Genomic DNA, 19,356 nt, shown 5'->3' on the forward strand with positions numbered 1-19,356 from the left:
GGATGTGTCTGCGCTAAGTCCGTGCTTGGCGCTTGTGCCGCCAATGTGGATCCAAACCCTCAAGGCAAATTCTCCCGAAAAATAATCTGACTCCGCACGATGTCCACCGCCGTCATCGTGTCGAGCTGGTCGCGCAGATTGCTGAACATGCGGATGCAGCTCATGATGATGCCCAGGTGGCTTTGGGTGATGACCGCGTCCATCGTGCCGTTGATCAGCAGCGCGCGGGTGTCGGGGGTGAGGCCGTGGCCGATGAGGACGACCTGGTGCTCGCGGCCGGCTTCCTGCAGCGCGCGGCCCACGCCATCCGATGAACCCCCGATGTTGTAGATGCCGGCGATATGCGGGTGGCGCTGCAGCAGCTCCTTGGTCTGCTGGTAGTTGCGGGACGAGTCGTCGTAGCTCTCGCGCAGGCCCAGGATCTGCATGTCGGGGAACTGCTCGGCATGCAGTTGCAGAAAGCCGCCTTCGCGTTCTTCATGCGCCAGGTAGCTGCGCGATCCTGCAATCAGCGCGATTTGCGCATCGCGGCGCTGGCTGCCGATAAAGCGGGCCAGCAGGTAGGCGGCGGTGCGGCCGGCGGCACGGTTGTCCAGTCCCACATAGGCGATGCGGGCGCTGTTGTCCAGGTCGGAGATAACGGTCAACGTCGGCACGCCCCGCTCGGCGAGTTGCTGCACCGCTTCGCGCACGGCGGGGTGCTCGATCGCCATGAAGGCGATGCCCTGCACCCGTTTGCCCAGGCGCAGCAAGGTGGCGGCCAGCGCTTCGGGGTTGAAGCTTTCGACATATTCCACCTGGCATTTGACGTTGAACGGCGCCTGGTGGCTTTCTGAAAAACCAATGGTGTCGCCCAGCATGCGCAGGTAGGGGTTCTGCCCTTGGGGCAGCACAAAGGCCAGCTTCCAGGGCGCGGACTGCGGCGCGGCATCGGCCAGCGCATCGGGCAGGTAGCCCAGCGCCTGCGCGGCCTGGCGCACCTTCTGCACGGTGATGGGGCGCACGCCGGGGCGCTGGTTCAGCACCCGGTCGGCGGTGGCGGTGGAGACGCCCGCCAGGGCGGCCACGGTCTTGAGCGTGAGGCGCTGCGGCGGCGCTGAGGGGCTATGAGGCATCAGAAAACATCAAATTCAATCATTTTGTGCGTTTGACTATAGCAAGCCGTTTGCCTATCTTCCAGTATGAGATCTGTGCCATTACATCAATTCAAATCAAATATCAGGAGACAAGCATGAACGAACTCAGCCGCCGTTCCCTCATCAAGGGACTGACTGCCTTGCCTGCCGCAGGCATGGTGTCGGGCTTTCCATTGGTTGCGCGTGCCGCCGAGTTCTCGCTCAAATACGGCAACAACCTGCCGCTGAGCCACCCGCTCAACATCCGCGCGCAAGAGGCGGCGGACCGCATCCGCAAGGAAAGCAATGGCCGCGTCGAGCTAGCCATCTACCCCAACAACCAGCTGGGCGGCGATACCGACATGCTGGCGCAGGTGCGCTCGGGCGGCATCGATTTCTTCACGCCATCGGCGCTGGTGATTGCGACCTTGGTGCCGGCTGCGGCCATCAATGCAGTGGGTTTTGCGTTTACCAACTACGACCAGGTCTGGAAGGCGATGGATGGCCCGCTGGGCGCGATGGTGCGGGCCGAGATTGCCAAGCGCAAGCTCTATGCGTTCGAGAAGATGTGGGACAACGGTTTCCGCCAGACCACCAGCAGCAAGGGCGCGGTGCAAAGCGCCAAGGACATGGATGGGCTGAAGATCCGCGTGCCGGTGAGCCCGATGCCGATTGCGATGTTCAAGGGCCTGGGCGCTGCACCGGCCAGCCTGCAGTTCTCCGAGGTGTACTCGTCGCTGCAGACCCGGATTGTGGATGCGCAGGAGAACCCGCTGCCCATCATCCAGGTGGCCAAGCTCTACGAGGTGCAGAAGTTCTGCTCGCTGACCAACCATATCTGGGATGGCTACTGGTTCATTGCCAACGGCCGCATGTGGGAGAGCCTGCCGGCCGATCTGAAGAAGATCGTGGCCACGGCGATCAACGATGCCGGCATGGCACAGCGGGGGGATATCAGCCAGCTCAATGCCTCGGTGCAGGCCGATCTGGCCAGCAAGGGCCTGCAGTTCAACCAGCCCGATGCGGAGAGCTTTCGCGCAGCGCTGCGCAGCTCGGGCTTTTACAAGGACTGGCAAGGCCGCTTTGGCAAGGATGTGTGGAGCCTGCTCGAAGGCGCCGTTGGCAAGCTCGCGTGAGCGATGCACTGATTCACGCCCTGAAAGAGCATTGCCATGTCCCACCCTGCAACCCCCGCGCTGGCGGGGCTCTCTGCTGCGCCGCCCGACAACGCCTTGGCCTCGCTGGCGCGTGGCGTTGACCGTGGCCTGGGCGCCATCGTCGAGACGGCGGCCGCTGCCCTGGTGCTGGCCGAAATCATCGTGCTGTTTGCCGGCGTGGTGGCGCGCTATGTGTTCCACCAGCCGCTGGTCTGGTCCGATGAGCTGGCCTCGCTGATGTTTCTGTGGCTGTCCATGCTGGGTGCCGTGGTGGCGCTGCGCCGGGGCGAGCACATGCGCATGACGGCATTCATCAACAACGTGCAGCCGGGCCTGCGCGCAGCGCTGGAGGCCTTTGCGCTGGCCGCGTCGCTGGCCTTTTTGCTGATGGTGCTGGGCCCCGCCTACGAATATGCGGAGGAAGAGGCCTTTATCACCACCCCGGCGATGGAGCTGAGCAATGCCTGGCGGGCTGCTGCGCTGCCGGTGGGCATGGGCCTGATGGCCGTGGTGGCCCTGCTGCGGCTGCTGACGCAGACCAGCTGGCAAAAGGCGCTGGCCGCGGTGGCGCTGGTGGCCGCGCTGGTGCTGCTGTTCTGGCTGTGCCAGCCGCTGTTCAAGAGCCTGGGCAAGTTCAACCTGGTGATCTTCTTTGTGCTGGTGGTGGCGGGCACGGTGTTTGCGGGTGTGCCGATTGCGTTCTCGTTTGCGCTCGCCACCTTTGGCTACCTGGCGCTGACCACACGCACGCCGCTGGTGGTGATGGTGGGGCGGCTCGATGAGGGCATGTCGCACCTGATCATGCTGGCGGTGCCGATGTTCATTTTTCTGGGCTCGCTGATCGAGATGACCGGCATGGCCAAGGCGATGATCCAGTTTCTGGCCAGCTTGCTGGGCCGCGTGCGCGGGGGCCTGTCCTATGTGCTGATTGGCGCGATGTACCTGGTCTCGGGCATCTCGGGATCGAAGGTGGCCGACATGGCGGCGATTGCGCCGGTGCTGTTCCCGGAGATGAAAAAGCGTGGCGCCAAGGAGGGCGATCTGGTCGCGCTGCTGTCGGCGACGGGCGCGCAGACGGAGACCATTCCGCCGTCCATCGTGCTGATCACGATTGGCTCGGTCACCGGCATATCGATTGCCGCGCTGTTTACCGGCGGCATGCTGCCGGCCGTGGTGCTGGGCGCTGCGCTGTGCTGCGTCGTGTGGTGGCGCTACCGCAAAGAGGATCTGGGCGGTGTGGAGCGCTTCAGCGGCAAGCAGATTGGCCGCCTGCTGGTGATTGCCCTGCCGGCGCTGGCCTTGCCCTTTGTGATCCGCGCCGCCGTCGTTGAGGGGATTGCGACGGCGACCGAGGTGTCCACCATCGGCGTGGTCTATTCGGTGCTGGTGGGCCTGTTTATCTACCGCTGCTTTGACTGGCGGCGCCTCAAACCCATGCTGGTGGAGACCGCTTCGCTGTCGGGCGCGATCATGCTGATTGTGGGCTGCGCCACCGGCATGGCCTGGGGGCTGACGCAGTCGGGCTTCTCGTCTGACCTGGCCAAGGCGATGACCAGTATGCCCGGCGGCAGCTGGGGCTTTCTGGCGATCTCCATCGTCTGCTTCATCGTGCTGGGCAGTGTGCTCGAAGGCATCCCCGCCATCGTGCTGTTTGGCCCGCTGCTGTTCCCCATCGCCAAAGCGGTGGGCGTGCACGAGGTGCATTACGCGATGGTCGTGATCTTTGCAATGGGCATTGGCCTGTTTGCGCCGCCCTTTGGTGTGGGCTACTACGGCGCCTGCGCGATCAGCAAGGTCAACCCCAACGAGGGCATTCGGCCCATTGGCGGCTACATGCTGGCGCTGTTCGTCGGGCTGCTCTTTGTGGCGGCCATCCCCTGGATTTCTACCGGATTTCTTTAAAGCGGGCTGCGGTCTCAGGGCCCGCTTTTAGGTCTAGGTCTGCATCGCGTGTACCCCACGTGAGGCAGCGCCTATGCCACCAACGCAACAACCAACCCTACAACAAACGAAAGACAAGCTATGAGCCGCTTTTTGGGAGAAATCCGCCAGCTGGGCTATGTGGTCAACGATATCGAGGCCGCGATGAAGTACTGGAGTGAGACCTTGGGCGTGGGCCCCTGGTTCTACAACCCGAAGGTGCCGATCGAGAACTACCAGTACGCGGGTGAAAGCTACCAACCGCACAACTCGGTGGCGCTGGCCAACTCGGGCTTTGTGCAGGTGGAGCTGATCCAGGTGCGCAACGATGTGCCATCGATGTACCGCGACTTTCTGCGCGCCGGCCGCACGGGCCTGCAGCATGTGGCGTACTGGACCACCGACTACGACGCCGATCTGCAGCGCTTGCTGGCGCAGGGCTTCAAGCCGCAGATGAGTGGCGAGGTGGGCAAGAACGGCCGCTTTATCTACTTTGACACTGAGTACCACCCGGGCACGGTGATCGAGCTGTCCGAGGTGATGGGGCCCAAGGGAAAGATGTTTGATCTGATCCGCGCGGCCTCCCAGGACTGGGACGGCCAGAACCCTGTGCGCCCTTTCCCTGACCTCAACACCCTGTGATGGCCGGCCCTCCCTGGGCCTGGAAATGCGATGAAATCTACCCATTTTGAAGCCAGCTACCTGATCGAGACGCCGCTGGCGCCCGAGGCCGTGGCCGAGGTGATGGCCGGTGAGCAATCCTGCGGCACCTTCACCCGTGTGGCGGGCGAGACCGATGACCTGCGGGCGCGGGCACGTGCCCAGGTGCTGCAGGTGCAGCCGCTGGGCACGGTGGAGCGGCCCAGCCTGCCCAATGCCTGGCTGGAGCGCCAAGGCTATGGCGCGGGCGCCAACTGGCAGCGTGCGCGCGTGCGCATTGCCTTCCCCATCGCCAATGTGGGCGCCAACCTGCCCACCTTGGCCGCCACGGTCAGCGGCAATCTGTATGACCTGGGAGAGGTGTCGGGCCTGCGGCTGGAAAGCCTGGACTTGCCGCCGGATTACCGCGACAAGTTCGATCTGCCGACCCTGGGCGTGGCCGGCACGCGGCGCAGCATTGGGGTCAGCGCGGGCGCGATGGTGGGCACCATCATCAAGCCCAATGTGGGCCTCTCTGCCGAGCAGACGGCCGACCTGGTGCGGCAGCTCTGTGATGCCGGCGTGGACTTTATCAAGGACGACGAGGTATCGGCCAACCCGGCGCATGCACCGCTGCAGGAGCGCATTCCGGCGGTGATGCGCGTGATCCGCGAGCACCGGGAGCGCACCGGAAAATGGGTGATGGTGGCCTTCAACATCACCGATGAGACCAGCGCCATGCTGCGCCATGCCGATCTGGTGCAACAGGAGGGCGGCAGTTGCGTGATGGCCAGCATCAACTGGTGCGGGCTATCGGGCATCCAGAGCCTGCGGCGCCACACGCCCTTGGCGCTGCATGCGCACCGCAATGGCTATGGCGCACTGTCGCGCGACCCGATGCTGGGCATGGGCTACCAGGCCTACCAGACCCTTTGGCGCCTGGCTGGGGTGGACCATGTGCATGTGCATGGCCTGCAGGGCAAGTTTGCGCAGCCCGATGCCGAGGTGGTGGAATCTGCGCAGGACTGCCAGCGGCGCCTGTCTGCGGCGCAGGATGACCGCGTGCTGCCGGCCTTCTCATCGGGCCAATGGGCGGGCACGGTGCCTGCCACCTGGGCAGCGCTGCAGAGCGATGACCTGCTGTTCATGTCGGGCGGCGGCATTCTGGCCCACCCCGATGGCCCGGCTGCCGGTGTGGTGAGCATTCGCCAGGCCTGGGCTGCCGTGCGCGAAGGCAGCAGCCTGGACGACTATGCCTGGCATGCGCCGGAGCTGGCGCGCGCGCTGCAGTTTTTTGGCAAGCGCGGATAGGCGACATGCTGGACACCCTGCTGCGCGGCCAGCCCGCCGTCGTCTGGTATGGCGATGACTTTACCGGTGCGACCGACACCCTGGCCACGGTGGCACAGGCGGGCCTGCGGTCCCTGCTTTTTCTGGATGTGCCGACCGAGGCGCAGCGGGCCAAGGCCGGGCCCTTGCAGGCCATTGGCATTGCCGGTGCGGCCCGCAGCCTGCCGCCGACTGCGATGGCCGAGGTGCTGGCGCCGGTGGCGCAGTTCATGGCCGCCAGTGGCGCGCCGCTGCTGCACTACAAATGCTGCTCCACCTTTGACAGCGCTCCGCATGTGGGCAGCATTGGTGCGGCCGTGGCGGCCTTGCGCAAGGTGGCGCCTGCATCACCAGCGGTCATCGTGGGCGGCCAGCCCAATATCGGGCGCTTTTGTGCCTTTGGCAACCTGTTTGCGCAGGCCGGGCCGGGTGGTGCGGTTCACCGTATTGACCGCCATCCCACCATGCGGCAGCACCCCGTCACGCCCATGGACGAGGCCGATCTGCGCCTGCACCTGGCCAGGCAAGGGCTGGCCGATATTCGGCTGCTGAGCACGCGGCAGCTGGAGCTGGCGGGTGCCGATACCGAGGTGCTGTTGCGCTGGATGCAGGCGCAAGAAGGCGCAGGCCCTGTGCCAGATGCCTTGCTGATCGACCTGGTGCACGAAGCCCAGCTGCCGCAGATTGGCGCGCTGCTGTGGGCGCGTGCGCAGCAAGCGCCGTTGCTGGCCGTGGGGCCCAGCGGCGTGGAGCAGTGCCTGATAGCAGGCTGGCGCCAACTGGGATGGTTGGGCGATGTGCCAGCGGCTGAGCCGCTGGCGCCCGCGCAGGGCCCGGTGCTGGTGCTGGTCGGCAGCCTGTCGCCGGTCTCCCGCCAGCAGATCGCGGCCAGCCAGCAGTTTGACAAGCGGGAGGTGGAGGTGGGCCGGCTGCTGGCCGAAGACGGCTATCTGAGCGCTTGCGCGGCCCAGTTGGCCCAGGGCCTGCACGAGGGGCGCCCTATGCTGGCGCACACCAGCCGGCCCAGCCAAGCGGTGGATGCGGCCACGACGGCAGCAGTGGCACAGCGCAGCGCGCAGCTGGTGGCAGAGACCTTGCGCCTGCTGGCCGCACAGGGCCAGCCCTTGCGGCGCCTGGGCATTGCAGGTGGCGATACCTCCAGCCTGGCAACGCAAGCGATGGGGCTGTGGGGGCTGGCCTTCCACAGCACCTTGGCGCCCGGGGTGACCTTGAGCGTGGCGCGCAGCGATGATGCGCGCATCGATGGGCTGGAGCTGATGCTCAAAGGCGGGCAGATGGGCGATGCGCAGCTGTTTGACCGGCTGGTGACGGGGGCGTGCTGAAAGCCGCCGTGGCTGAGTGGCAGACGTAAAAAAGCCCCAGGCGCTGTGCCTGGGGCTATCTTTGGGCTATCCGTGCAAACCAAACCAAGGCGCAGCGGGTGCCGCGCCAGGGCTTACTTGCCTTCCTTGCGGGCTTGGGCCTGGGCGGCCACCAGGGCCGTCATGTTGACCACGCGGCGCACGGTGGACGAAGGGGTCAGCACATGGGCGGGTGCCTCGCTGCCCAGCAGGATCGGGCCGATGGTGGTGCCGTGCGAGGCGGTGGTCTTGAGTACATTGAACAGAATGTTCGCTGCGTCCAGGTTCGGGCAGATCAGCACATTGGCTTCACCGGTCAGGCTCGACTCGATGAGGGTGCGCTCGCGCACGTGTTCGTCCAGCGCGGCGTCGCCATGCATCTCGCCATCGCATTCGATGTCGGGGTTGGCAGCGGCAAACAGGTCGCGGGCAGCGCGCATCTTCAGCGCCGACTTGCGGGTGGACGAGCCGTAGTTGCTGTGCGACAGGAAGGCCACCTTGGGCGGCAGGCCAAAACGCTGCACCTCTTGCGCGGCGAGCTTGGCGATTTGGGCCAGCTCTTCGGCGGTCGGGTCTTCGTTGATGTAGGTGTCGGCGATGAACAGCGTGCGGTTTTCCAGCATCAGCGCGTTCACGGTGGCCAGGCGGTTGGCATCGGTCTGGTGGCCCAGCACGTCTTCGATATGGCCCAGGTGCTTGTCGAAGCGGCCCATCACGCCACACAGCATCGCATCGGCATCGCCCAGGTGCACCATGAGCGCGGCGATCACGGTGTTGGAGCGGCGCACGGCAGACTTGGCGACCTCGGGGGTCACGCCATTGCGGCCCATCAGGGCGTGGTAGGCCTCCCAGTACTGGCGGAAGCGCGGGTCATCTTCCGGATCGACGATGTCCACATCCTTGCCCAGTTGCAGGCGCAGACCGGCCTTGGCGATGCGGGCTTCGATGACGGCCGGGCGGCCGATCAGGATCGGCTTGGCCAGGCCGTCGTCCACGGCGACCTGCACGGCGCGCAGCACGCGCTCGTCTTCGCCTTCGGCGTAGGCCACGCGTTGCACATGGCTCTTGGCCGCAGCAAACACCGGGCGCATGAACATGCTGGTCTGGTAGACGAAGCGGGTGAGGTTCTCACGGTAGGCGTCGATGTCTTCGATCGGGCGTGCAGCCACGCCGGACTCTTGCGCAGCCTTGGCCACGGCGGGCGCAATGCGCAGGATCAGGCGCGTGTCGAACGGGGTGGGGATCAGGTAGTCGGGGCCGAACTTCAGCTCCTTGCCCTGGTAGGCAGCAGCTACTTCGTCGCTGACGTCCTGCTTGGCCAGCGCGGCGATCTCGCGCACGCAGGCCAGCTTCATCGCCTCGGTGATCTTGCTGGCGCCGCAATCGAGCGCGCCACGGAAGATGTAGGGGAAGCACAGCACGTTGTTGACCTGGTTCGGGTAGTCCGAACGGCCGGTGGCGATGATGCAATCGGGGCGAACGGCCTTGGCCAGCTCGGGGCGGATTTCCGGCTCGGGGTTGGCCAGCGCCAGGATGATGGGCTTGTCGGCCATGGTCTTGACCATGTCGGCCGTCAGCACGCCCGGGGCGGAGCAGCCCAGGAACACGTCAGCGCCGTTGACCACGTCGGCCAGGGTACGGGCTTCGGTCTTTTGCGCGTAGCGCGCCTTGGAGGCATCCAGGTTGCCAGGGCGGCCTTCGTAGATCACGCCCTTGGAGTCCACCATGAAGATGTTCTCGCGCTTGACGCCCAGGCCCACCATCACATCGACGCAGGCAATGGCTGCAGCGCCCGCGCCGGAGACGGCGATCTTCACGTTGCCGATCTGCTTGTCGACCAGTTCCAGCCCGTTGAGCAGCGCAGCGCTGGAGATGATGGCCGTGCCGTGCTGGTCATCATGGAACACCGGAATGTTCATGCGCTTGGACAGCTCTTGCTCGATGTAGAAGCACTCGGGTGCCTTGATGTCTTCGAGGTTGATGCCGCCCAGCGTGGGCTCGAGGCTGGCGATGATGTCGATCAGCTTGTCTGGATCGCGCTCGGCCAGCTCGATGTCGAACACATCGACGCCGGCGAACTTCTTGAACAGGCAGCCCTTGCCTTCCATCACCGGCTTGCTGGCCAGCGGGCCGATATCGCCCAGGCCCAGCACGGCGGTGCCGTTGGTGATCACACCGACCAGGTTGCCGCGCGAGGTGTAGTCGGCTGCCAGGCTGGGATCGGCTTCGATGTCCAGGCAAGGGTAGGCCACGCCTGGCGAATAGGCCAGCGACAGGTCACGCTGGTTGGACAGCGGCTTGGTGGGGGTGACGGAGATCTTGCCCTTGCTGGGGCTGCGATGGTATTCGAGTGCGGCTTCGCGCAGTGCCTGTTCGGCGGCGGACAGTTGTTGTGCCATAAGAGTGAATCAATCCAGTGTGAACCCAGCTGATGATAAAGGCGCAGGCCCACCCCTATGGGGCAGTGGGCCTAAGTTTCGATGCTGCACCGCAGCAATCTTGTCAGTGGGCATCTGCTTGCTGCGCAGCCTTGATGATCTGGGCCTGGTCAAGTTTGGCGCCGTTGAAAAACAGGTTCAACGCCACCGCACAGATGGAGGCCAGCAGGATGCCCGATTCGATCAGCGGGTGGATGGCATGGGGCATCCACTGGCGGAATTGCGGTGCAATCAGCGGAATCATGCCGACGCCGATGGACACCGCCACCACCATGGCGTTGTAGCGGTTATGGCGGAAGTCCACATTCGACAGGATGCGGATGCCGGTGGCAGCGACCATGCCGAACATGACCAGACCCGCACCGCCGAGCACCATCGTCGGCAGCGATTCGACCAGCGCGCCCAGCTTGGGCAGCACGCCCAGAATGATCAGGATGAAGCCGCCGGCCACGCAGACAAAGCGGCTCTGGATGCCGGTGACTGCCACCAGGCCCACGTTTTGCGAGAAGCTGGTGTAGGGGAAGGTATTGAAGATGCCGCCCAGCAAGGTGCCCAGGCCATCGGTGCGCAGGCCCCGGGTCAGGTCGGCCGGGGTGACCTCCTTGTTCGTCATGTCGCCCAGCGCCAGGAACATGCCGACCGATTCGATCATCACGACGATCATCACCAGGGTCATCGTCAGGATCAGGATGGGGTCGAACACCGGCATCGCAATCTCGAACGGCATCACAAAATCAAACCATTCGGCATGCGCCACTTTTTCATAGGTCATCAGGCCCATCGCCGAGGCGACGATGGCGCCAATGACAATGCCGGCCAGCACCGCGATATTGGCCATGAAGCCCTTGGCAAACTTGGTGATCAGCAGGATGCAGACCAGCACCAATGCAGAGATGCCCACGCCGCTCAGGTCCGCATAGCGGGGGTTGGGGACCGACGGCAGAATCGCCAGCCCATGGGGGATGGGGGGCAGCGCCGAGCCGGGCGCGCCAGCGGCCACCTGCGCACTCTGCAGCCATTTGACATGCTCGGGATTGGGCACCGAAGGCGCGGTGGGGCCGGCGGGGTTGCCAAAGATCCAGTTGATGCCCACGCGCATCAGGCTGATGCCAATGACCGTGATGATGGTGCCGGTGACGACCGGCGGGAAGAACCGCAGCATGCGGCTGACCAGCGGCGAGATCAGTATCGAGATGACCCCCGCCCCGATGACCGAGCCAAAGATCAGGCCTGCGCCATAGACGCCGCCATTGGTCTGCGCCATCGAGATCATCGGCGCCACGCTGGCAAAGGTCACGCCCATCATCACCGGCAGCTGGATGCCAAACCAACGGGTCGCGCCCCAGGCCTGTATCAGGGTAACCAGGCCGCAGACGAAGAGATCAGCGGAGATCAGCTTGGCTATCTGGTGGGAATCGAGGTTGAGCGCGCGGCCCACGATCAGCGGCACCGCCACGGCCCCCGCGTACATGACCAGTACATGCTGCAAGCCCAAGGTGGTGAGGCGCCCCAGGGGCAGCACCTGGTCAACGGGGTGTTTGTCAGATTGCATCTTTATCACTCCTCATGCGGGGGAATTTGACTGAATAAGCCAGTGTTATTGCTTAGGAATCCATACAAAAAGTGTATACACATGCACTGCAACAGCACCCCCCTGATTACCCTCAAGCAGCGCTGTTGCAGCGGCTTCAAACCCCGTGGCCGATGAGCGGCCCGCCCCCCGCAAAGCTTGCAGGCACAAGCAAAACTGCCCCCGGGCGCCGGGCCAGGGGGCAGTTGGTAAAAGGATGTTTTCGGCGGCGTGCTGGAGCGCCGCGTTGGATCAGGCCAACAGATCGACCAGCGAGCGGGCGATGACCTTGGTGGCGCGGCGCAGGTCTTCCAGGTCGAGGCGCTCGTCGGCGCGCTTGGCATGGCTTTCCAGCACGGTGCGCGGGCCTGCGCCGTAGATGACGCCGGGAATGCCGCGCTCGACGTACAGGCGCACATCGGTGTACAGCGGCGTGCCGACGGCCGGAGGCTTCTCGCCAAACAGCGCTTCGCCATGGGTCTGGATGGCATCGACCAGCGGCTGGTTGCCGGCCAGCGGCGTCATCGCATTGGCCAGCAGCAGGCGCTTGATATCGATGCGCACGGCGTCTTCGCCCTGGTAGCCGCGCTCGCTGTTGAAGCGCTCCACCGCCTTGGCAATCACCTGGCGGATATGGGCCTCGACCTCGACCGGGTTCTCCTCGGGGATCATGCGGCGGTCAATCTTGAGCAGCACCTTGCCGGGGATCACATTGGTGTTGGTGCCGCCTACGATGCGGCCAATGTTCAGGTAGGGGTGCTTGATGCCTGCAACCTGGGAGCTGACCTTTTGGTAGGTGGTGTTTTCCGCATACAGGTCGTTCATGATCGCGACGGTGGCCTGCAGCGCATCCACACCGGTGTGGGGCACGGCGGCATGGGCCATCTTGCCGTGCACGGTGATTTCCATCTGCAGGCAGCCATTGTGGGCGACGACCACTTCATAGCTGAATCCAGCGGCGACCATCAGGTCGGGCTTGGTCAGGCCTTTTTCCAGCAGCCAGCCGGGGCCCAGCAGGCCGCCAAACTCTTCGTCATAGGTAAAGTGCAGTTCGACCGCGCCCTTGCTGGGCTTGGCCACGGCCTCCAGTGCGCGCAGCGCGTAGGTGAAGGTGGAGAAATCGCACTTGCTCACGGCGGCAGCCCGGCCATAGAGCTTGCCGTCGACAATGCGGGCGCCATAGGGGTCATGGCTCCAGCCTTCACCAGGCGGCACCACATCGCCATGGGCATTGAGTGCAATGGTGCGGCCCGAGCCGGCTGCGCCAAAGGGGCGGCGCACGATCAGGTTGGTGATCGAGGTCATGCCATAGGCTTCAACATCGGCCTGGGGTACCTCATGCTTTTCAGCGGTGTAGCCCATGGCCTGCAGCAGCTCGGCAGTGCGCTCGGCATGCGGCGTGTTGTCGCCAGGCGGCGTGTCCGTGGGGACTTGCACCAGCTTCTGGAAGAACTGCACCTGCTCGTCAAAGTGCTGGTCGATCCACTGGTCCAGGGCGGCGTAGGTGGCGTTGTTCGTGGTCATACGGTTTCGTTTTCTAGTTGTTGAAGGACGTGGCTGAAGCTGTCGATCGCCAGTTGCATGTCATCGGCGGTCGAGGATTCCAGCGGGTTGTGGCTGATACCACTGTTGATGCCGCGCACAAAGAGCATGGCCTGGGGCATGATCTCGTGCAGCTTCATCGCATCGTGGCCGGCGCCGCTGGGCATGCGGAACAAGGGCACGCCCTGGGCGGCCACGGCCTTTTCCCAGCGCTGCTGCCAGGCCGGAGCGCTGGGGGCCGCTGCGGCCTGCATGGTTTGCTCGGCGCGGTAGCGCAGGCCACGCTTTTGCGCAATCGCCTCCAGCTGGCCCATCACGTCGCGCACCAGCGCATCGCGCTGCGGATCGGTGGGGGCGCGCATGTCGATGCTGAACTTGCACCGGCCGGGTACGACGTTGATCGAGCCGCTGGGCACCTCCAGCATGCCGACGGTTGCGACCGAGTCGCCATCTTGCGCGGCGCGCTGCTCGGCGTACAGCATCAGCTCGGCCACGCCGCAGGCGGCATCGCGGCGGCGGTCCATCGGCGTGGTGCCGGCATGGCTGGCCATGCCCTGCATCTCGCAGACAAAGCGCGAACTGCCATTGATCGAGGTGACGATGCCCAGCGGAATATCCAGCTCGGTCAGCACCGGGCCCTGCTCGATGTGCACCTCGATAAAGCCCAGGTACTGCGAGGCATCGCGCTGGATCTTGGGGATGTCGTCGATGCACAGGCCGGCGTGCTGCATGGCCTCGCGCATCGTGATGCCGGCGGCGTCTGCCTGGTCCAGCCACTGCGGGTTGAAGTGGCCGATCAGCGCGCCCGAGCCCAGGAAGGTGGCCTTGTAGCGCTGGCCTTCCTCCTCGGCAAAGGCCACCACCTCGATGCCGAAGGGCAGGCGTTTGCCGGCGCGGTGCAGCTCGCGCACACAGGCCATCGGCACAAAGATGCCCAGGCGCCCGTCGTACTTGCCACCGTTGCGCACAGTGTCGTAATGGCTGCCGGTCAGCAGGTACTTGCCGCCTTCTTGCGCCGGGCGGTAGCGGCCCACGACATTGCCGACCGCATCGATCTCGACCTCGTCAAAGCCGCTGTCGCGCATCCAGTGGCTGATGCGCTGGGCACAGGCGCGGTGGGCATCGGTCAGGTAGGTGACGGTGAGCTGGCCTTTTTCGGCAAAGCCCTCGTCGCTGTGCTGGGCCAGGCGCTCTTGCCAGTCCCAGACGTCGTTGCCCAGCACCGGCTCGTAGCCGAACTTGTCGTTCAGGCGGATCTCGGCGATGCGGTGGATGTTGCGCAGCGCCTCCTCGCGCTCGAAATCGGGGTGGTGGTTCAGGCGCCGCGCAAAGGTGGCGATGATCTCCTGCTTGGGCAGGCCCAGGCCCCGGGGCCCGCGCACCGCCAGGATGAACGGAAAGCCAAAGCGCGCGTTGTAGTCTGCATTGAGCTGCTGAATCTGCGCGAACTCCTCGGGCGTGCACTGGGTGAGACCCGCGCGGTTTTGCTCCGAGGTGGACTCTGCCGTCAAGGTGTTGGCCACCATGGCCTTGCCTGCCAACTCGGGGTGGGCGCGGATCAAGGCGAGCTGCGCATCGACCGGGGCCTGCGCCAGTACGCGCACCATCGCGTGCTTGAGCTGGGCGAGCGAGGCAAAGGGCCGCTGGGCCAGCGCGGCCTGGGCAATCCAGGGCGAGTGCTCGTACAGCCCATCGAGCATGGCCAGTGCCGCATCGGGCGTGGCTTGGTTGAGTTGTTCCAGGGTCAGGGCCATGTGTTTCCTATCGAATGGATGGGTGCCGTTTGCGCACGCGCGCGGTGGTGTCGTCTTTCAGAGCGTGGGCGCGGGAAAGCGCTCGGCCCAGTGGCGGGCGATGTCGATGCGGCGGCAGACCCAGACGTTCTGGTGCTGCTGGATATGGTCCAAAAAGCGCTGCAGTGCGGTGATGCGGCCCGGGCGGCCCAGCAGGCGGCAGTGCATGCCGATGCTCATCATCTTGGGGCGGTTCTCACCGGCGGGATCGCCTTCGGCGTACAGCACATCGAAGCTGTCCTTGAGGTACTGGAAGAAGGGATCGGCATGCGAATAGCCCTGGGGCAGCGCAAAGCGCATATCGTTGCAGTCCAGCGTATAGGGCAGGATCAGCTGGTGGGCAGCGCTGCCATCGCTCTTGCCGACCTTCATCCAGAACGGCAGGTCGTCGCCGTAGTAGTCGCTGTCATAGGCAAAGCCGCCAAAATCGGCCACCAGGCGGTGGGTGTTGGGGCTGTCGCGGCCGGTGTACCAGCCCAGGCCGTGGGTGCTGCGGCTGCCGTAGAGGCTGTGGAAGATATCCATGGCCTGCTGCATGTGGGCGCGCTCCACGTCTTCGGGCGTGTTCTGGTAGTGCACCCATTTGAGGCCGTGGCAGGCCACCTCATGGCCCAGATCGGAAAACGCCTGGGCCAGTTCGCGGTGGCGTTGCAGTGCCGAGGCCACGCCAAACACCGTCAGCGGCAGACCGCGCTTCTCAAACTCGCGCAGCAGGCGCCATACGCCGGCGCGCGAGCCGTATTCATAGATGCCATCCATGCTCATGTGGCGGTCCGGGTACGAGGCCGGGTTGAACATTTCCGACAGGAACTGCTCGCTGCCCGGGTCACCGTGCAGCACATGGTTTTCGCCGCCTTCCTCGTAGTTCAGCACAAACTGCACGGCAATGCGCGCGCCCTGGGGCCACTGGGCGTGGGGCACATCGCGGCCGTAGCCGATGAGGTCGCGGGGGTAGGGTGTGGTAGCGTCGTAGGTCATAGCGTGATCGAGGACAGAGCCATGGATAAATCGTTGCTGGGAATCTCGCGTTCGAACTGCAGGCCTTGCTCGACATGCTCCAGGTGCGCGATCATCAGCCGCACAGCGCCTTCTGCATCCTTGCGGGCGAGGGCCTGCACGATCTCTTCGTGCTCCTCGTGCGAATGGGCGGCAGCGCTGGCCGACTGGTACATCAGGGTGATCAGCGCGCAGCGCGAGATCAGGTCGCCCAGCAGCTGGGCCAGTACATCGTTGCCCATCAGCTCGGCCATGCGCACATGGAAGTCGCCCAGCAGCTCGGTGCGCTCGGTGACATCGGCGCGGTGCACGGCGGCGGCCTCTTGCCGCACATGCTCGCGCAAGACCTTGATCTGCTTGGGCGTGACGGTCTCGACAAAGCTGCGGGTCATCTGCGCTTCGAGCATCTTGCGCACGGCAAAGACCTGGCGCGCTTCGGTGACGGACGGGGTCGACACAAAGGCGCCGCGTGCCGGCTCCAGCGTGACCAGGTGGTTCTGCGAGAGCTGGAACAGCGCCTGGCGCACCAGGGTGCGCGACACGCCAAAGTGGTCCGCGAGTTTCTGCTCGGCCAGCTTGGTGCCCGGCAGCAACCGGTGCTCGACGATGGCACGGGTCAGGGATTGGGCAATGGTGGACGTTGAGGTGGTTTCCATGTCAGGATAGTAGGCCGAATGACAAAAAGTGTATACACTTTTAGTGCACATCACCAGTCCGATCTTACCCAGAATCATCAGGAGATTTACCTATGGGCCTGAGCACCCACGTTCTCGATACGATGCACGGCTGCCCCGCAGCGGGCATGGACATTGCACTGTATGCCACCGATGGCGGCGAGCTGCGCCTGATCCGGCGTGACACGCTGAACCACGACGGACGCACCCAGACCCCATTGTTTGACAATGCATCGCTGCGCCCCGGCACCTACCGCCTGAGCTTTGAGGTGGCGGCCTACTTTGCCGCCAAGGGCGTGGAGCTGCCCAGCCCCAACTTTCTGAACCAGGTGAACTTGGACTTTGGCGTGGCCCATGCGGACCAGCACTACCACGTGCCGCTGCTCGTCAGCCCCTGGAGCTATTCGACGTACCGGGGGTCTTGAGGCGGGGGGGCGCTTAGGGAATTCTGCCGATCCCCTTCCTTGAGGTATGGATGCGGGTTCGGGCGATCCGCTTCGTTGCCTTCCTAATCAATGGCTACGTCTTGCCTGTCAAAAAGACTTCATGTGTCTTATTCAGATCCGCGTTCAGCCCTTCGGATGAGGGTTTCGCAGAATTCTTAAGTGGTGCCCATTACCATCATTCGTTGATGGCGTATCTACCGAACTCAATATACAACTCACCTTCTACAATATCTGGCTGGTGATTTTGTGAATTATATAATTCACCTAGAGTTTTAATATTTACTTTATGGCTTGATAGTTCAATGTTGATTATAAAATCATTGGGGGTAAATCCCAGAGGCTTTATGAAGTAATCTGTCACCTCAAAAAAATCTATTACGCAGTTGTCTATGTCAATAGATTCCCCTGGGATCCAACGTTCGGTTTCAAAAATGGAGACACAGTCAAATTCGATAGATATTTTATTGGCTAATGTTTCAAACATTACTTTGGTTATAGCTCGGTCGCCCACGTAAATTTTCTGATTGTCACTGAGTATCATTTTAAAGATCCATTATGTTTCCCATGCAGGCATTGTCTGAAGTTCTTTCATCATGTCCCATGGTTGTATTATTTAAAGCGCAAAAACACTGTCCAAAACCACCTTCAGTACAGGATTTAAGCCGACCCATTTGGTATAGACTTCTTAGGAAGTCAATTGCTCCAAGCGATTTTAATGCAATGTGTGCGCCAGCGCTGTTGGACGGAACTTGCTGTCCGCTAGCATCTAGAGATGGGCCTTGCCCTTTTCTGCTGGGACCTGTTCCCGGTAAGTGTGCATGCCCGTGAGGTGTTGGGTTATTGGCATGCCCTTGGGGATTTAATCTGTATGCATTTGAACCATTTGCGTATAGTGTATGGGTATCCGGACTTCCAGGGTTGGATAGCGGGTAAGGGATTGTTTTGCCGCCCACTGGCTCAGGAATAATATTTCCTCGTGAATCCACAATAAATCTTCCTACATTTTGCTTTGTAATCGGATCAACGACACAGGCATTTGTCGCTACAGGAGAAAGCCCTTGAGGGTCTATCCATTTGAGTGGGTTTCCTGTGTACATTCCGAGGTTTATTCCTCCCTCCACCCCTAGCATATCCTGAGTGGCATACCCTCCATTAGTTGGCTCATAATACCGATGCCGGTTGTAATAAAGCCCCGTGTCCCCATCCGCATGCTGCCCCGGCAGCCGAATTGGCTGGTACAGCTCATCCGGGTTATGCTCCACCCGCACATTCCCCCAAGCATCTAATTGCACCGCCCAATCGAGCCGGCTGTTCTCGCGGATCAGCGCATTGGGCGTTCCCAGGTGGTCGCAGAGGTAGTGGCGGATCTCGACTTTTTCTGCAGCTGCTTTGCGCTGGTCGCTCAACGTTTGCTCGTACTCCTGCAGCTGTTCGCGCATAAAGATCTGCACATCCTTGGACATGGATTTAAAGGCGATGTTCTGGGGCAGCGTGGCGCTGAGCTCTTTGATATCTGCCAGGGCTTTGCGCAAGGCGTCTTGCACTACGCCTGGCGAGGTGTTGGCGAGCAGTTGTTCGCCCAGGTCAAGGGGAGCTTTGCTGGCTCTGCGCAGCTGGATCAGCGGAGTGAAGGACCCTGGCTCGTAGATGGTGTGGATGATTTCTGGTTGGGTTGCGCCATCGTCATCTTTGGCATTGGCGCTGTTAAAGCGCTCGGTGTGGATCAGGCGATCTCCGTCCCAGCCGAAGTAGTCTGTCTCGCTCAAACCACCTGCTTCTGAGTTCGCCGGCATTTTGTATTTGGCCAGGCGCCGTCCAAAGGCGTCGTAGCGGTAGCTCTGGGTGTGGCGCTGACCTGCTTCTTCAACGACTACCTGCACCAACTGGTTGCCACTGTCATACGCCAGCTCCAGCTTGCGCCCCTTGGCCTCGTCCAGGCTTTGGGTGCGATTGCCCCGGCTGTCGTACTGGTAGTGGATTTTTGCACCCTGGCTACTCGCATCTTCCTGGTTCTCGTAATAGGCCACGCGGTTGCCGGCCCAGCGTTTGCTGGTGTGCAGCGGTTGGTTGCTGCTGGGGTCTGGACCCGCTTGGAGCGGGTTGAAGTCGCTGCGCAGCAGTTGCTCTTGGGTGATGGGGTTGGCTTGGGCGGCGGCGCGTTGCTGGGCTCTGAGGCGGTCGGTTTCGTTGAGGTGGCCGGTGATGGCGTCTGGGGCGGTGGGCAGGGTTTCAGGCCCAGCGATGGGTAGGCGGTTGCCTGCTGGGTCGAATTGCCAGCGTTGCGAGCCAGCATGCGGCGTGTGCGCGCCAGTTAATCTCCCTGCCCCGTCGTAGGCAAAGCGGCTGATGCCGGCATGGCTTCGCATGCCGACCATC

15 protein-coding genes are annotated in these 19,356 nt (G+C 63.3%); 6 read left to right on the forward strand and 9 right to left on the reverse strand.

Annotated elements, in window-relative coordinates:
* Positions 1–59 precede the first annotated feature (59 nt).
* Positions 60–1,115, reverse strand: coding sequence for a LacI family DNA-binding transcriptional regulator (locus tag ACHWUQ_RS01740; protein WP_394680168.1), 1,056 nt, complete (start codon positions 1,113–1,115; stop codon positions 60–62).
* A gap of 116 nt (positions 1,116–1,231) precedes the next feature.
* On the opposite strand from ACHWUQ_RS01740, the gene ACHWUQ_RS01745 reads away from it, so the two are divergent.
* The 5 genes from ACHWUQ_RS01745 to ACHWUQ_RS01765 all read left to right on the forward strand — a co-directional run bounded on the left by ACHWUQ_RS01745 (position 1,232) and on the right by ACHWUQ_RS01765 (position 7,503).
* Positions 1,232–2,251 carry a TRAP transporter substrate-binding protein gene (locus ACHWUQ_RS01745; protein WP_394680169.1) on the forward strand — a complete coding sequence of 340 codons (1,020 nt, stop codon included), beginning with the start codon at positions 1,232–1,234 and terminating at the stop codon, positions 2,249–2,251.
* Between the two features lie 36 nt (positions 2,252–2,287).
* Positions 2,288–4,174, forward strand: coding sequence for a TRAP transporter large permease subunit (locus tag ACHWUQ_RS01750; RefSeq protein WP_394680170.1), 1,887 nt, complete (start codon positions 2,288–2,290; stop codon positions 4,172–4,174).
* A 120-nt stretch (positions 4,175–4,294) separates the two neighbouring features.
* Positions 4,295–4,834, forward strand: coding sequence for a VOC family protein (locus tag ACHWUQ_RS01755; RefSeq protein ID WP_239811154.1), 540 nt, complete (start codon positions 4,295–4,297; stop codon positions 4,832–4,834).
* Positions 4,835–4,864: 30 nt separating this feature from the next.
* Complete coding sequence (locus tag ACHWUQ_RS01760) at positions 4,865–6,142, forward strand: ribulose-bisphosphate carboxylase large subunit family protein (RefSeq protein ID WP_394680171.1); 1,278 nt, start codon at positions 4,865–4,867, stop codon at positions 6,140–6,142.
* Between the two features lie 5 nt (positions 6,143–6,147).
* Positions 6,148–7,503, forward strand: coding sequence for a four-carbon acid sugar kinase family protein (locus ACHWUQ_RS01765; RefSeq protein WP_394680172.1), 1,356 nt, complete (start codon positions 6,148–6,150; stop codon positions 7,501–7,503).
* A 113-nt stretch (positions 7,504–7,616) separates the two neighbouring features.
* Here the strand turns inward: ACHWUQ_RS01765 and ACHWUQ_RS01770 are convergent, their stop codons facing one another.
* The 6 genes from ACHWUQ_RS01770 to ACHWUQ_RS01795 form a co-directional block, all read right to left on the reverse strand.
* Positions 7,617–9,920, reverse strand: coding sequence for an NADP-dependent malic enzyme (locus tag ACHWUQ_RS01770; RefSeq protein WP_230771898.1), 2,304 nt, complete (start codon positions 9,918–9,920; stop codon positions 7,617–7,619).
* Positions 9,921–10,023: 103 nt separating this feature from the next.
* Entirely contained in the window at positions 10,024–11,511 is a 1,488-nt protein-coding gene (locus ACHWUQ_RS01775) for a nucleobase:cation symporter-2 family protein (RefSeq protein ID WP_394680173.1), read from the reverse strand.
* A gap of 270 nt (positions 11,512–11,781) precedes the next feature.
* The gene (locus ACHWUQ_RS01780) at positions 11,782–13,053 is read right to left on the reverse strand and encodes a M20/M25/M40 family metallo-hydrolase (RefSeq protein WP_394680174.1); all 1,272 of its coding nucleotides are present in this window, start codon (positions 13,051–13,053) and stop codon (positions 11,782–11,784) included.
* Positions 13,050–14,825: a 2-oxo-4-hydroxy-4-carboxy-5-ureidoimidazoline decarboxylase gene (gene uraD / locus ACHWUQ_RS01785; RefSeq protein WP_394680175.1), complete on the reverse strand. Its 1,776-nt coding sequence runs from the start codon at positions 14,823–14,825 to the stop codon at positions 13,050–13,052. The genes ACHWUQ_RS01780 and uraD overlap by 4 nt, the downstream gene beginning before the upstream one ends.
* Before the next feature lie 57 nt (positions 14,826–14,882).
* Positions 14,883–15,842 (reverse strand): allantoinase PuuE, encoded by a 960-nt coding sequence (gene puuE / locus ACHWUQ_RS01790; RefSeq protein ID WP_312410248.1) that lies wholly within the window; start codon positions 15,840–15,842, stop codon positions 14,883–14,885.
* Positions 15,839–16,516 carry a GntR family transcriptional regulator gene (locus ACHWUQ_RS01795; RefSeq protein WP_239811161.1) on the reverse strand — a complete coding sequence of 226 codons (678 nt, stop codon included), beginning with the start codon at positions 16,514–16,516 and terminating at the stop codon, positions 15,839–15,841. The genes puuE and ACHWUQ_RS01795 overlap by 4 nt, the downstream gene beginning before the upstream one ends.
* Before the next feature lie 92 nt (positions 16,517–16,608).
* On the opposite strand from ACHWUQ_RS01795, the gene uraH reads away from it, so the two are divergent.
* Positions 16,609–16,959, forward strand: a complete 351-nt coding sequence (gene uraH / locus ACHWUQ_RS01800; RefSeq protein WP_230771886.1) for a hydroxyisourate hydrolase — start codon at positions 16,609–16,611, stop codon at positions 16,957–16,959.
* 196 nt (positions 16,960–17,155) lie between these two features.
* On the opposite strand, the gene ACHWUQ_RS01805 is transcribed toward uraH, so the two are convergent.
* Positions 17,156–17,521: a DUF6258 family protein gene (locus ACHWUQ_RS01805; RefSeq protein WP_394680176.1), complete on the reverse strand. Its 366-nt coding sequence runs from the start codon at positions 17,519–17,521 to the stop codon at positions 17,156–17,158.
* A 1-nt stretch (position 17,522) separates the two neighbouring features.
* Positions 17,523–19,356 (reverse strand): RHS repeat-associated core domain-containing protein (locus tag ACHWUQ_RS01810; protein WP_394680177.1); only part of this gene is annotated, 1,834 nt, incomplete at its 5' end.

The sequence above is a fragment of the uncultured Comamonas sp. genome (assembly GCF_964277875.1).
GTDB lineage: Bacteria > Pseudomonadota > Gammaproteobacteria > Burkholderiales > Burkholderiaceae_C > Comamonas > Comamonas sediminis.

Coding starts and splice junctions, on each gene's coding strand:
- ACHWUQ_RS01775 (WP_394680173.1), bottom strand. CDS start 11,511: ATGCAATCTGACAAACACCCCGTTGACCAGGTGCTGCCCCTGGGGCGC.
- ACHWUQ_RS01795 (WP_239811161.1), bottom strand. CDS start 16,516: ATGGAAACCACCTCAACGTCCACCATTGCCCAATCCCTGACCCGTGCC.
- ACHWUQ_RS01755 (WP_239811154.1), top strand. CDS start 4,295: ATGAGCCGCTTTTTGGGAGAAATCCGCCAGCTGGGCTATGTGGTCAAC.
- uraD (WP_394680175.1), bottom strand. CDS start 14,825: ATGGCCCTGACCCTGGAACAACTCAACCAAGCCACGCCCGATGCGGCA.
- ACHWUQ_RS01780 (WP_394680174.1), bottom strand. CDS start 13,053: ATGACCACGAACAACGCCACCTACGCCGCCCTGGACCAGTGGATCGAC.
- ACHWUQ_RS01740 (WP_394680168.1), bottom strand. CDS start 1,115: ATGCCTCATAGCCCCTCAGCGCCGCCGCAGCGCCTCACGCTCAAGACC.
- ACHWUQ_RS01750 (WP_394680170.1), top strand. CDS start 2,288: ATGTCCCACCCTGCAACCCCCGCGCTGGCGGGGCTCTCTGCTGCGCCG.
- puuE (WP_312410248.1), bottom strand. CDS start 15,842: ATGACCTACGACGCTACCACACCCTACCCCCGCGACCTCATCGGCTAC.
- ACHWUQ_RS01765 (WP_394680172.1), top strand. CDS start 6,148: ATGCTGGACACCCTGCTGCGCGGCCAGCCCGCCGTCGTCTGGTATGGC.
- uraH (WP_230771886.1), top strand. CDS start 16,609: ATGGGCCTGAGCACCCACGTTCTCGATACGATGCACGGCTGCCCCGCA.
- ACHWUQ_RS01760 (WP_394680171.1), top strand. CDS start 4,865: ATGAAATCTACCCATTTTGAAGCCAGCTACCTGATCGAGACGCCGCTG.
- ACHWUQ_RS01745 (WP_394680169.1), top strand. CDS start 1,232: ATGAACGAACTCAGCCGCCGTTCCCTCATCAAGGGACTGACTGCCTTG.
- ACHWUQ_RS01770 (WP_230771898.1), bottom strand. CDS start 9,920: ATGGCACAACAACTGTCCGCCGCCGAACAGGCACTGCGCGAAGCCGCA.
- ACHWUQ_RS01805 (WP_394680176.1), bottom strand. CDS start 17,521: ATGATACTCAGTGACAATCAGAAAATTTACGTGGGCGACCGAGCTATA.